This window comes from Agromyces sp. NPDC052230, from assembly GCF_040679595.1.
GTDB lineage: Bacteria > Actinomycetota > Actinomycetes > Actinomycetales > Microbacteriaceae > Agromyces.
This window is the reverse complement of the sequence record NZ_JBFAVC010000009.1, coordinates 80003-93337: the sequence shown is the minus strand read 5'-3', so window position 1 is coordinate 93337 and position 13335 is coordinate 80003. Positions and strand designations below refer to the sequence as shown.

Annotated in this window: 8 protein-coding genes and 1 pseudogene; 8 read left to right on the top strand and 1 reads right to left on the bottom strand. The window is 67.5% G+C overall.

Annotated features, from left to right (window positions below):
- The first annotated feature begins 44 nt into the window (after positions 1 to 44).
- Genes AB0K73_RS18580 through AB0K73_RS18570 form a run of 3 tightly spaced genes read left to right on the top strand, consistent with a single transcriptional unit; the run spans position 45 to position 3968 of the window.
- Positions 45 to 1010 (top strand): sugar ABC transporter permease, encoded by a 966-nt coding sequence (locus AB0K73_RS18580; protein WP_360518067.1) that lies wholly within the window; start codon positions 45 to 47, stop codon positions 1008 to 1010.
- Between the two features lies 1 nt (position 1011).
- Positions 1012 to 1878, top strand: a complete 867-nt coding sequence (locus tag AB0K73_RS18575; protein WP_360518064.1) for a carbohydrate ABC transporter permease — start codon at positions 1012 to 1014, stop codon at positions 1876 to 1878.
- A 53-nt stretch (positions 1879 to 1931) separates the two neighbouring features.
- Complete coding sequence (locus AB0K73_RS18570) at positions 1932 to 3968, top strand: DUF4185 domain-containing protein (RefSeq protein WP_360518061.1); 2037 nt, start codon at positions 1932 to 1934, stop codon at positions 3966 to 3968.
- Between the two features lie 122 nt (positions 3969 to 4090).
- On the opposite strand, the gene AB0K73_RS18565 is transcribed toward AB0K73_RS18570, so the two are convergent.
- Positions 4091 to 5233, bottom strand: a complete 1143-nt coding sequence (locus AB0K73_RS18565) for a glycoside hydrolase family 172 protein (RefSeq protein ID WP_360518058.1) — start codon at positions 5231 to 5233, stop codon at positions 4091 to 4093.
- A 117-nt stretch (positions 5234 to 5350) separates the two neighbouring features.
- Between AB0K73_RS18565 and AB0K73_RS18560 the strand changes: the two genes are divergently transcribed.
- From AB0K73_RS18560 to AB0K73_RS18540, 5 genes and pseudogenes are all read left to right on the top strand, one after another.
- Positions 5351 to 6340, top strand: a complete 990-nt coding sequence (locus tag AB0K73_RS18560; RefSeq protein WP_360518055.1) for a LacI family DNA-binding transcriptional regulator — start codon at positions 5351 to 5353, stop codon at positions 6338 to 6340.
- A 111-nt stretch (positions 6341 to 6451) separates the two neighbouring features.
- On the top strand, positions 6452 to 7972 hold the full coding sequence (locus tag AB0K73_RS18555) for an FGGY family carbohydrate kinase (RefSeq protein WP_360518052.1): 1521 nt from the start codon (positions 6452 to 6454) through the stop codon (positions 7970 to 7972).
- Positions 7969 to 10506 carry a GH116 family glycosyl-hydrolase gene (locus tag AB0K73_RS18550; RefSeq protein ID WP_360518049.1) on the top strand — a complete coding sequence of 846 codons (2538 nt, stop codon included), beginning with the start codon at positions 7969 to 7971 and terminating at the stop codon, positions 10504 to 10506. Before AB0K73_RS18555 ends, AB0K73_RS18550 begins: the two co-directional genes overlap by 4 nt.
- Positions 10503 to 12185, top strand: a complete 1683-nt coding sequence (locus tag AB0K73_RS18545) for a fucose isomerase (RefSeq protein WP_360518046.1) — start codon at positions 10503 to 10505, stop codon at positions 12183 to 12185. Before AB0K73_RS18550 ends, AB0K73_RS18545 begins: the two co-directional genes overlap by 4 nt.
- A gap of 418 nt (positions 12186 to 12603) precedes the next feature.
- Positions 12604 to 13124: pseudogene (locus tag AB0K73_RS18540) on the top strand (helix-turn-helix domain-containing protein); the annotation flags it as partial.
- Between the last annotated feature and the right edge of the window lie 211 nt (positions 13125 to 13335).

Genomic DNA, 13335 nt, shown 5'->3' with positions numbered 1-13335 from the left:
GGCTTCCGACCAGTCGAGCCCGGCACGGAACGACAGGACGGATCATGGTCACCGAATTGGTGCGCGCGGGAGTCGGGGTCGCGGAGACCCGAGAGGACAGCGATGGCCGCCGGGAACAGCGGCTCCGACGCGACCGCTATCGATATCGAGACGGCAAGCTCGCCTATTGGCTGATCCTGCCGGCGATGGTGCTGCTGGGCATCTTCGTCATCTGGCCGGCGATCTACGCCGCCTACCTGTCATTCCAGGATTGGAGCTTCTACAAGGACCCGGCATTCGTCGGGTTGAAGAACTACGTCGATGTCCTGGGCGACCCGCTCTTCCTCGAGGCGATCGCTCGCGGCTTCCTCTTCGTGCTGCTCACCGTGCCGCCGATGCTCGTGCTCGCGTTCCTCTTCGCCTCGCTCGTCGTGAGCATCTCGCGGCGGTTCGCGAGCCTGCTGAAGGTCAGCATCTACGTGCCCACCATCATCTCCACGGTGATCACCTCGATCATCTTCGTGCTGATCTACGACTATTCGGGCGGACTACTCAATTGGTTCTTGGGACTGTTCGGCATCGACCCTGCCGCCTGGATCGGCGACCCGTCGTTGGCGCTGCTCGCGATTGCGGTGCCGGCCATCTGGCTCGGCATGGGGCTCACCTCGCTCATCATGGTCGCAGCCATGGTCGACATCCCGACGGAGTTCTACGAGGCGGCGGCCATGGAAGGCGCCGACTGGTGGCAGAAGACGTTCTTCATCACGCTGCCGCAGATGAAGAACGTGCTGCTCTACCTCGTCGTCACCGGATTCGTCGCGGCGATCCAGCAGTTCGAGCTGCCACTGATCATGACCAACGGCGGACCCCTCAACTCCACGACCCTGCCGAACCTGTTCATCTTCATCCACTTCCGCAACGACATCAATGTCGGCTTCTCGATCGCGGCCGCCATGCTCCTCTTCGTCGTGCTGGGCAGCGTCTCGGCGATCGTGTTCCGATTCGTCAACTCCGAAAGGCTCGTGGACTGACGTGGCTGCAACCCCCGTACTCACTTCCGTCCGACGACCCCAGCGCGACACGAGGTGGTGGCTCTTCGCGACCGGCAAGGGCATCGTCGGTGTGTTGTTCGTCGTCACCGCGCTCTTCCCCCTCGCCTGGATGCTCATCGCAGGCTTCAAGACGAAGACCGAGGTGCTGAAGACGCCGTTCCAGTTCTTCCCCGAGGTGTGGAAATGGGAGAACTACGTCCAGATCCTCGGCGACCCGACGTTCCTGCGAACGATGGCCTGGACCTTCCTCGGTGCGGTGCTGTTCACTCTGCTGAGCCTCACGGTCAACTCGCTCGCCGCCTACGCGTTCGCGCGCCTGGACTTCCGGTTCAAACGCACGCTGTGGGTCATCCTGATCACGACGCTGTTCATTCCAGGCATGACCATCCTGCTCACGAGCTTCATCGTGGTCACGAACCTCCAGATGCTCGACAGCTTGGCGGTGCTCGTCATCCCCGGCGCGGCGAGCGCAGCGATGGTGTTCTTCATCCGGCAGTTCTATCTGAGCATTCCGTCGAGTCTCGAAGAGGCCGCCATGCTCGATGGCTGCAACCGGTTCACCATCTTCATCCGACTCTTCCTTCCCCTCTCGAAGCCCCCCTTCGTCGTGATGGGGATCACCGCGTTCTTGGCCTATTGGAACTCCTACGTCTGGCCGATCATGACGATCACGACGCCAGAGCAGTTCGTGGTGCAGCAGTACCTCGCCACGTTCCGCTCCGAGCGGTCGACCGAGCTCGGTCTCCTGATGGCGGGGTCGGTGCTCGCGGCGGCGCCGGTCATCATCCTGTTCCTGATCTTCCAGCGTCAGATCATCGGAAACATCAAGATGGCCGGCCTGAAATGACGCTTGCCCTCGGCACCTGATTCATCAGCCATATCCACCGAGAGGGAGATGCAATGATGCAACCCATCCGAAGGAACACCGCAGTCCTCGCCGCCGTTGGCGCGCTCGTCGTCGGCGTGCTCGTGCCGACCGGCGCATCCGCCACGACGGACGCGTCAGCGGAGAACGCTGTCGCTGAGGCATCCGCCGACCATTCACCGGCGGTGCTCGTCAGCAAGATGACCGGGCCGAAGTCGCTGAGCGCCACCGACACGCGCTGGGCGGTCACCGGCACCGACCTCGGCATCATGTGGGGCAACGGCTCGGGCGAGATCCTCACCGCCTTCGGCGATACGTTCGGTGACTGGAACGGGCCGGGCGGCGGGGGCGGCGACTGGCGGTCGAACGTGCTGCTGCGCAGCAGCGACACCGACCTCGCCGACGGCATGACCTTCGATTCGGCGGTCGAGGACGCGCCGGGCCACGCCGCCGAGATCATCCCGTCGAAGAAGGTGAACGGCGACGAGATCACGACGATCCCGACAGCGGGCATCGCCGTCGGGAGTCGGCAGTACCTCGCCTTCATGTCGGTGCGCCAGTGGGGCGCGCCCGGCGCGTGGGACACCAACTTCAGCCGCATCGCCTTCTCGGACGACAACGGCGAGACCTGGAACTCGACGGATGGACCGGAATGGGCCAACACCGCCGACGGACAGCATCCGTTCCAGATGGTCGCGTTCGAGCGCCACGACGGCTACGTCTACATGTTCGGCACGCCGAACGGCCGCTTCGGTGCGGCACACGTCGCCCGAGTGCCCGAGGCATCCCTGCTCGACAAGACGGCGTACTCGTACTGGGACGGCACGACGTGGGTACTCGGTGCTGACACGGTCGCCGCGCCGATCGTGCCGCCGAACACGGCGGAGCTCTCGGTGCAGTACAGCGAGTACACGGGCGGCTGGCTGATGACCTACCTCAACGAAGACCTTGATCTGGTCCTGCGCACTGCGCCGGCCCCCGAGGGGCCGTGGGGCGAAGCGCAACGACTTGCGAGTTTCGCCGACCACCCTGGCCTGTACGGCGGCTACCTGCACCCCTCGTCGGAGGACGGCGAACTCTACTTCGCGCTCTCGCAATGGGATCCGTACAACGTGTACCTGATGCGCGCCGAGATCGACGAGACGGGCACCGTCGTGAACCCGAACCTGATCGAGGACCCCGGGTTCGAACGTGCCGTCGACGGCACCATGCCGGCGCCATGGGCGTGCACGGGCAACTGCGGCATCGACATCAACCACGCCTGGGCGCATGGCGGAATCAAGCAGGGCTGGATGCGCCACAACGCCGGGTGGATCGACGTGCACCAGGACGTCGCGGTCGAGCCGAACACCACGTACACCTTCACCGGTTTCGTCGTGACCGGCGGCACCCCGGCGCCCGGATCCATCGGCGTGCGCGAACTCGGGGCCGGCGGCATGACGCTCGCCGAGACATCCTTCGAGTCCGTGGGGGCGTACACGCGATTCACCGTGACCTTCCACAGCGGGGATCGCACGGCGGTGCAGGCCTTCGTCGGCACCAACCTGAACGGCGACCGCTGGGTGCAGATCGACGACCTCTCGCTCGTGAAGGCGAGGGAGCAGCTTCCCGGGCTGACCGTCGCGGTCTCGTCCGACCCGGCGGCGGGCTCCGAGGTGGTGCGCGACGATGTGGTCTCGTACGAGATGTCCGCTTCCACCGACAGCTCGACCGCCGAGACCGTGAGCCTCGCGGTCGACCTCAGTGGACTCCTCGACGATGCAGACCTTGATGCCGCATCGGTGCGCTCCTCGACTGGTGAACCGGTGCTCGACGGCACGACGCTGCGCTGGTCGGGTCAGATCGCCCCGGGTGAAACGCTGACGCTCGGCTTCGCCGCGACCGTGCGGCGCGACGCGTACCGTGGGGACTCGGGACTCGTCGTCACGACGACGGCAGAGGCAGAACGGGCGATCCTCACCTCGTGCGACGGGTGCGACCTCAGCCTCGATGCGGTGCCATACGACCCAAGGCCGCCGCGTCCCGACTTCCCCGACAAGCCGGGCAAGCCCGACAAACCAGGTCGCTCCTGAACTGGGTTGAAAGCGAAGCATCCCGGAGCCCTACACTCCGCCCCGCCCGGCCTGACGCCGGGCGGGGCGGGGTTGCTCCGCTGGATCTGCCTTCGAGGCATCCGGCGTGCGCGTCGGCCATGTCAATCCCGTGGTGCGCGCGGCGGCGTCGCCCCGATATCGGGCACGGGGGCACTGCCGAGGTGCACCTCCATGTCGTCGGCCGACGGCGACTTCGGGCGGCGCGCCGTGGGCCGGTCGAGGTAGAAGAGCGCGGTCGAGGCGATGTCGTCGCGCAGCGGCAGGTAACGCCATCCGCTGCGCCAGCCGAGCGCCTGAATGTCGACTTTCGGAATCCCCGTGGCGAAGTAGATCGGGTCGAGCAGGTGCCACCGGTACATGCCGAAGCGCTGCTGGCTGACGTAGAGGCCGTCGGGGCGGATCACCTGGGGCATGCCGAGGTACGGCGTCGTGAACTCGGTGTAGCCCTGGCCCGGGATGTCGAAGTTCCACGCGCCCCCGAAGTAATCTTCGGTACCGGTACCGCAGATCGTCGGGTAGTCGGTGTCGTCGTCGAGGTAGAACTTGATCTCGCCCTCGCCCCACCAACCGTTCGTGTTCACGCCCCATGCGAGGTACGTGCCGACGTACTGGCCCTGTCCCTCGATGCCTTCGAGGATGGTGTGCGGTACCTGCTCTTCGAGCGGGTTCGAGCGCCGCCACTGCGCATGGAAGTAGCCGTCGTTGGAGTAGTTGCCGCCGGCCTCGTAGGTGACCTGGTAGTACACCCGCACGTCGACGACCGAGGTGTTCTCGATCGTGAGCCGGGCGCCAGCCTTGAAGGGCATGGGCCAGTACGAGTTGAAGCCGCCGTGCGGGTTGGCGGCGACCGTCTGCGAGTTCACCTGTGCGAAGACGCCCCAACCGTTGCAGAAGAAGTCACCGTACGGCACCTCCACCGCGGGCTCGTCGGCCCCATCCCAGTACGCGCGCAGCACGAGGGTGCGCCAGTTGTCGGTGTGCGTCGTGATCCAGATGTGGGTGATCTTGCCGGCGCCCTCGATCGTCGCGAGCTCGAAGGTCTCGCCGGCCTTGACATCGACGCTGGGCGAGATCTTCCAGCCGGGCCCGAGATCGCGGGCAGCGGATGCCCCGGTGCCCTCGGTCGCGCGGCCGCCGCCGCCTTTCGAGCCGTCGAAGTTCTCGGGGGAGATCGACCGCGTCTGCAGCGCTCGCATCGTCGCGATCGATGAGAGATCGGGACTCGATGGGGGCAGGGAGTTCACGTTCGGCCACTTCCTCGTGTCGGCGCGGCGCAGTGCTCGCACCGCTTGGAATCGATTTCAACACTGTAAGGTTGCCGTACCGGCATGTCAACGCGGGCCGGCGCAAGGGCAGGGCGCATGGCGACGATCTACGAGGTGGCGAAGCTCGCCGGCGTGTCGCCGGCGACGGTTTCACGGGTGTTCAACGGCGTGGCTGTCTCCGACGAGAAGGTGAGCGCTGTGCGCGAGGCCGCGCGCGAGCTCAGGTTCACGCCGAACCGCACCGCGAGAACGCTGCGCAAGCAGGAGTCCGAGGTCATCGCCCTCGTGATCCCCGATATCGAGAACCCCTACTTCACCGAACTCGCGAGGGGCGTGGAGGATGTCGCGCAGAGCGCGGGCTATTCCGTCGTGCTGTGCAATACCGACGCCCAGCTCGAGAAGGAGGCTACGTACCTCCAGATCGCGATCTCGGAGCACATGGCGGGCGTGATCCTCGCGGCGGCGTCCGATCAAACCAATCTCGATGACATCCAGGCGGCGGGCCGTCCCGTGGTCGCGGTCGACCGCGGCACGGGCTACGACATCGACGGGGTCATCATGGCGAACCGCACGGCGGGCCAGGCCGCGACCGAGCACCTCGTGCAGGCCGGGTATCGGCGCATCGCGTGCATCACCGGCCCCCAGCACATCGAGACGGCCGACGAGCGTGCCCAGGGGTGGCGCGCCGTCGTGGCGCGACACTTCCCCGACGCCGACCCCGACGAGCTGTTGCGGTACTCGACGTTCCGGGTCGATGGCGGGCGCGAGGCAATGGAGGAGCTGCTCTCGCTGCCTGAGCCGCCCGACGCGATCGTCGCGGGCAACAACCTCCTCGGCGTCGGCGCCATCCAGGTGCTCACCGAGCACGGACTCACCCCGCCGAAGCTCGGTGTCGCGGTCGTCGGCTCGCTGCCGTTCACCACGTTGTCGCCGAGCGCGGTCACGGTCGTCAAGCTACCCGCCCGGCACATGGGCGTGACGGCGGCGAAGATGCTGCTCGAGCGCATCTCCGGTGACGACCAGCAGGCCCGCACCGTCGTGTTGCGGGGCGAGTTACTGCCCGCGCGAGACCGGCCCGACGCTTAGTCGAACGCTGCTGTGCGGAAAGCGGCTCAGACAGCGTTGTTTGCTCATGAAATCGATTTCGCTTAGAGTGGCCGAGGACGTTCAGCCGGCGGCGATCGAGGAGGAAATGCCATGCCACAGCGGTGCACGCTCGGTGTCGACATCGGCACCTCGAGCAGCAAGGGCACGCTGGTGGACGCAGATGGCATGATCCTCGCGATCGCGACGGTCGTCCACGACGTCAGTCGCCCCCGCTCCGGCTGGGTCGAGATGGACGGTCGTGTCTGGTGGAGCGAGTTCGTCGAGCTCTCGCGACGACTGCTGGCGGACGCATCCGATCGGGGAATCGAGATCGAGCTGGCGGGGGTCGGCGTCAGCGGCATGGGTCCCTGCATCCTGCTCGCCGACGAGCATGACGAGCCCGTTCGCCCGGCGATCCTGTACGGGGTCGACACCCGGGCGTCGGCCCAGGTCGATGGGATGACGCACGAGCTCGGCGTCGACGAGATCACTCGGATCGGCGGCTCAATACTCACCTCGCAGGCCGGAGGGCCGAAGATCCGCTGGATCGCGGAGGAGGAGCCCGAGGCGTACGCGCGAGCCCGCCGGCTCTTCATGCCCGCATCCTGGCTCGCGCGCAAGCTCACCGGTGCCTACGTGCTCGACCACCAGTCCGCCAGCCAGGTCTCGCCGCTGTACGACATCGAGGCCGAAGCGTGGCACGAGCCGTGGTGGAGCCGCTTCGCCGACGGCATCGAGACGCCGCAGCTGGCATGGGCCGGCGACGTCGTCGGAACGGTGACGGATGCCGCGGCCGCCGCCACCGGCGTTCCGGCGGGCACGCCCGTCATCGCGGGCACCATCGACGCCTGGACCGAGGCCGTGAGCGCCGGCGCACACGATGCCGGTGACCTCATGCTCATGTACGGCACGACCATGTTCCTCATCGCGACCGGCGACGAGACCCTGCGCACGCCATCGATGTGGACGACGGTCGGCGCCTTCGCCGGCACCCGCAACCTCGCCGGCGGCCTTGCCACCTCGGGCGCGCTCACCGCATGGCTGAAGGACCTCACCGACGCCGACTATCCGACCCTCCTCGCCGAGGCCGCCGAATCCGGCGTCGGCGCACGCGGGCTCGTGATGCTGCCGTACTTCGCAGGGGAGCGCACACCGATCCTCGATCCCGACGCACGGGGTGTGGTCGCGGGGCTCACCCTCAGCCACACGCGCGGCGACCTCTACCGCGCGGCGCTGGAGGCCACGGCCCTCGGCGTGCGGCACAACATCGAGACCATGCGCGCCGCCGGCGCCGACATCCGTCGCATCGTAGCCGTCGGCGGCGGCACGCAGGGCTCGCTCTGGCTCCAGATCGTGTCCGACGCCACGGGGCTCGCGCAGGAGGTGCCCCAGACCACGATCGGAGCGAGTTACGGGGCCGCGTTCCTTGCGGCGGTCGCGACTGCGGACGGCATCTCGCCGCGCATCACCGACTGGAACCCGGTTGCTGAGACGATCCGGCCCGACGCAGCGGTCGCCGCCGATTACGACGTGCTCTTCCAGCGCTACCTGCAGCTCTACGCGTCGACGAAGCACCTCGTGCACGAGTTGGCCGACGCTCAGCGCGGTGCCTCGCCAGAGGTCGCTCGATGACGCGCCGTGCACGGGGCATCCCGCACACCGCCGAGCGCGCTGCCTTCCCGCTCGGCGGCATCGGCACAGGCAACGTCTCGCTCGGAGCCCGCGGCGAGCTTCGCGACTGGGAGCTCGAGAACCTGCCCGACAAGGGTCGACAGAACCCCAACACCTTCTTCGCGATCCATGCGGCGCCCGAGGGCCGCACGGCCGTCACCCGCGTGCTCGAGGCCCGCATCACCGGGCGGCATGACTGGGATGCGGGCTACGGCTTCGATCGGCTCGCGGGTCTGCCTCGCCTCGCGGGCGCCACGATGCACGGCGAGTACCCGATCGTCGACATCGACTTCGCCGACGACGCGCTGCCCGTCGACGTCTCGCTCACCGCGTTCACCCCGCTCGTGCCGCTCGACGTCGATGCTTCCGGCATCCCGGCGGCCGTGCTGCGCTACCGCGTGACGAACCCGGGCGACGTGCCGGTCGCCGTCACCGTCGCTGGCTCGCTCAGCCACACCGCCGGTCGCGGCGACGGTCCGTTCGGCATGCGCGCCACGCAGTCCGTGCGCTGGCGCGACGACGGCGAGGTGCGCGGGCTCGACTTCGGCATCGGACTGCCGAGCGACGACCCCGGCTACGGCACGATGAGCCTCACCACGACGGATGCCTCGACCACCGCGAAACCGCAGTGGGTCACCGGGTTCTGGCCCGACGGCCCGCGCCTGTTCTGGAACGACCTCGGCGACGGCCTGCTCGAGCCCGAACCGCGGCTGACGCTAGAAGACCGCCCACGCGGGCTCTTCGCCGAATCCGACGACGGCGCGCCGCTGACCGAGGAGGCGCTGTTCGAGAAGCTCCCGCGGCTCCGCACGGGAACGCTCGGCATCGTGCACGAACTCGCCCCGGGCGAGTCGCGCGACTTCGAGTTCGTGCTGGCGTGGAGCTTCCCGAACCGACGACGCGGCTGGTACGGCCACATCGTCTTCGGCGACGACCACCCCGGTGAGATCGTGGCGAACCACTACGCGACGTTGTGGCCCGACGCGTGGGCCGCGGCATCCCATCTCCATCGCGCGCTGCCCGCGCTCGAGGCATCCACCCGTTCCTTCGTCGACGCGCTCTACGGCGGCACGCTCGACCCGGTGATCGCCGATGCGGTCGGCGCGAACATCGCGGCGCTTCGCTCGACGACGTGTTTCGTCGTCGAGAACCCGAACCCCGAGCTCGGCGAGGGACCGGTGTTCGCCGCGTGGGAGGGCTCGTTCGACCACGGCGGCTCGTGCGAGGGTACGTGCACGCACGTGTGGTCGTACGCGCAGACCGCCGCATGGCTGTTCCCGTCGCTCGAACGCAGCGCCCGCAGGGTCGAGTTCCTGCTCGAGACGGATGCCTCGGGCGCGCAGAAGTTCCGCTCCAACCGGGTCTTCGGCGGCCCGGCATGGTTCATGGGTCCCGCGGTCGACGGGCAGCTCGGCACCTTCCTGCGGCTCCACCGCGAGTGGCGGTTCTCCGGCGACGACGACTTCCTGCGCGAGCTCTGGCCCGCAGCCGCACGCTCGCTCGAGTACGCGATCCGCGAGTGGGACCGCGACGGCGACGGTCTGCTCGACGGCGAATTGCACAACACCTACGACATCGAGTTCCACGGCATCGAGCCGCTCGCGAACGGCGTGTTCCTCGCCGCGCTGCGTGCGGGCGCCCGCATGGCCGCGCACCTCGGCGACACGCGACTCGCTGCCGACTGGCTCGATCGTGCGGAGCGGTGCGCGGCCGGCATGGAGGACGTGCTCTGGAACGGCGAGTACTACCGGCAGGTGATCGACGAGATCGACGGCCACCGTTACCAGTACGGCGACGGCGTGCTTTCCGATCAGCTGCTCGGTCAGTTCCACGCGTACGTGAACGGACTCGGGGACGTCCTGCCCGCCGACCAGGTGCGCACCGCGCTCCGCGCGATCTTCACGCACAACTTCCGCGGCGACCTCACCCCCCATGAGAGCACGCAGCGCGTCTACGCCCTGAACGACGAGGGTGGCCTGCTGATCGCGTCCTGGCCGCGCGGCGGGCGCCCCGCGATCCCGTTCGTCTACTCCGACGAGGTCTGGACCGGCATCGAGCACCAGGTCGCGGCATCCCTCGTCTATGCCGGCCTCGTCGACGAGGCACTGATCGTCGAGCGCGCGCTTCGCGCTCGGTACGACGGAACCGTCCGCAACCCATGGAACGAGATCGAGTGCGGCAACCACTACGCCCGCTCGCTCGCGTCGTGGGCATTGCTGCTCGCGTTCAGCGGTGCCCAATGGGACGCCCCGAGCCGCACGCTCTCGTTCGACCCACGGGCAGACGGGCGCTTCCTGTTCACGACGGGCGACGCGTGGGGGCGCGTCGAGATCAACGGCGTCGACCTCACGCTGCAGATCGCCGGCGGCACCCTCGACCTCGACCGCCTCATGCTGCGTGGACGCGAGGCATCCGCTGCCCTGCACCTGCCCTCAGGTGCACGCCACACCGCCCGCGCGGCGACTGCCGACCACTCACACCAGGAGACACCATGACGAGCTACATCTTCCCCGCGGTCGCCCAGCGACCGAAAGCCGAGCCGAAGACCGCCTACCTCATCGCGAGCGGCGACCTTCGCGAGTCGGCCAACACCGCCGGCTGGGCGACGCAGGCCGCGATGGAGGCCGACATCACCGCGGCGTTCGAGGAACTCGGATGGCGCGTGGTCCGCGCGAACGCCGTCGACGAGGCCACCGGGCACGGATTCATTTCGAGTCAGCGCATGGGCATCGAGGTGTTCAAGTCCATCCCGGTCGATGCGCCGCTCATCGTCGCCGAGGCCGTGTGGCAGTACTCGCACCATGTGCTCATCGGGCTCCGCACGCATCATGGCCCCATCCTCACGGTTGCGAACTTCGCCGGCGACTGGCCGGGACTCGTGGGCCTCCTCGGACTCAACGCCGGCCTGACGAAGATGGGCAAGGAGTACTCGACGATCTGGTCGGTCGACTTCACCGACGAGTGGTTCCAAGCGGGACTGCGCGAGTGGGTCGAGACCGGACGCATCACCCACGACGCCTCGCACGTGCGCCCGCTGCCCAAGCTGCCCGCAAGCGACGAGACCCGGCTCGGCAAGGCGCTCGCCGCCAAGCTACTGACCGACAAGGCGATCATCGGCGTCTTCGATGAGGGTTGCATGGGGATGTACAACGCGATCATCGACGACGAGCTGTTGAACCCGATCGGCATCCACAAGGAGCGGATGTCGCAGAGCGCCCTCTGGGCGGAGATGCAGCGAGTGAGCGACCAGGAGGCCGACGCCGTCGGCAGCTGGTTGACCGACCGCGGTATGACGTTCCGGCTCGGCACGGACGAGGCGACCGAGCTGACCGAGGCGCAGTTGCGCTGGCAGTTCAAGATGTATGTCGCGGCGTTGCGGATCGCCGACGACTTCGGGGTCGACGCCATCGGGATCCAGTACCAGCAGGGCCTGAAGGACCTCTCGCCGGCGTCGGATCTCGCCGAGGGCCTGCTCAACAACGTCGACCGCCCGCCTGTGACGAGCCGCGATGGTTCCCGCGTGCTCTGGGAGGGGCAGGCGATGCCGCACTTCAACGAGGCCGACGAGGGTGTCGCGGTCGACGCGCTCGTGACGAACCGGCTGTGGTCGGCGATGGGCCTCGACCCGGCGACGACGTTGCACGACGTGCGCTGGGGCGAAGACTACGACGGTGAGTTCGTGTGGGTATTCGAGATCTCGGGCTCGGTGCCGCCGTCGCACCTCGAGGGCGGGTACGCCGGTGCCGTCGGCTGGCGGCAGAACCCCGTCTACTTCCCGCTCGGCGGATCAACGATCAAGGGCGTGTCCCGTCCAGGTGAGGTCGTCTGGTCCCGCGTGTACATCGCCGAAGGTCGCCTGCACATCGATCTCGGACGCGCGAGCGCCATCTCGTTGCCACCCGAGGAGACCGAGCGTCGCTGGCAGGCGACGAATCCCGAGTGGCCGATCATGCACGCGGTGCTGCACGGCATCTCACGCGACCAGTTCATGGCACGGCATAAGGCGAACCACCTGAATGTCGCCTACGCGCGCGACGCGGAGACCGCCGACCGTGCACTGATCGCCAAGGCCGCCTTCTTCGACGGGCTCGGCGTGCAGGTGCACCTGTGCGGCGACGTGCGGGTCGACGACGTCACCGCCCGACCCGACGAACTCGCGTACTCCGAGGCGTAGCGCTTCGCAAGAGTTGGGCTACGCAACGCTGTTATTACTCAGGTGATGGAAGGGTGCCTATCTAGGTATTCAGATTGGACGGGTCGAAGGCATTCGATGCGGGCACGCATGTTCAACGGATATCGGTCCGAGGTGACCGCAGTCGTTCCCAGCTGTCTCGAATAGACTCGACGCCGCAACATCCGTTCTCGCAGGGAATCCCGGGCCAGTCCGAGACCATCCGAGGTTTCCGGATCGTGAGGAAAGACTCGAACATCGCCCCGTCGCCATCGTGGTGTCGCGGGTTCGAGTCCCGCCCTCGCTGCTGAACATTTGTGTTACTTCGCCTGGTTGGTGCCGTTCGGCATTCGGGTGATTGGTGACGGTGTTCCGGTTGATGGGTTACACCTGTTTCGGTTGATGGGTGACACTCCCGAGTATGCGGGAGTTGAGCGTGTCAGAGCAGCGGTATCAGGCCGTGCTCGCCGTGATCAAGGACGGTGAGACGGTGGTGCGGTCGCGGCCCGGTTCGGCGTGTCGCGGAAGACCGTGCATCAGTGGTTGTCCCGGTATGAGGCCGATGGGCTCGAGGGGTTGGCGGATCGTTCGCATCGGCCGAGGTCGTCGCCGTTGCAGATGCCCGCGGTTGTCGAGGTCGCGCTCGTGGGCCTGCGGCGTCGGCATCCGTCGTGGGGGCCGCGGCGGCTGGTCTACGAGCTGCGCCGGGCCGGGGTCGAGCCGGTGCCGAGTGAGTCCGCGGCGTATCGGGCGTTGCTGCGGTTCGGGTTGATCGATCCGGCGGCGAGGCGGCCGCGGGATCGGAAGTGGAAGCGGTGGGAGCGGGGCCGGGCGATGGAGCTGTGGTACCGCGACGGGATGAAGTTCACGGGCCGGTCCGACCGGCCGCCGGTGGAGATGCTGTTCGATTGGATCCTGCGTGAGCACGGCGTGAATCATCTATCCTTGGAGTCTCATCAATGTTGGTGTTGACTGCGGCTTCCATGGTGTCGTTGGTCCCCTGTTGTCGGAAGTGAGCGGATAGTGGAGCGGTGGCAACACACGCTATGAGTCAGTACACGGGCCACGCCGACTTCGCGCCCGTCGAAGCCATCACCGCATGGCACCACGCAAAGCAGTACGCGACTCGGGAAGAGTTGAGGATGGCGTCGGA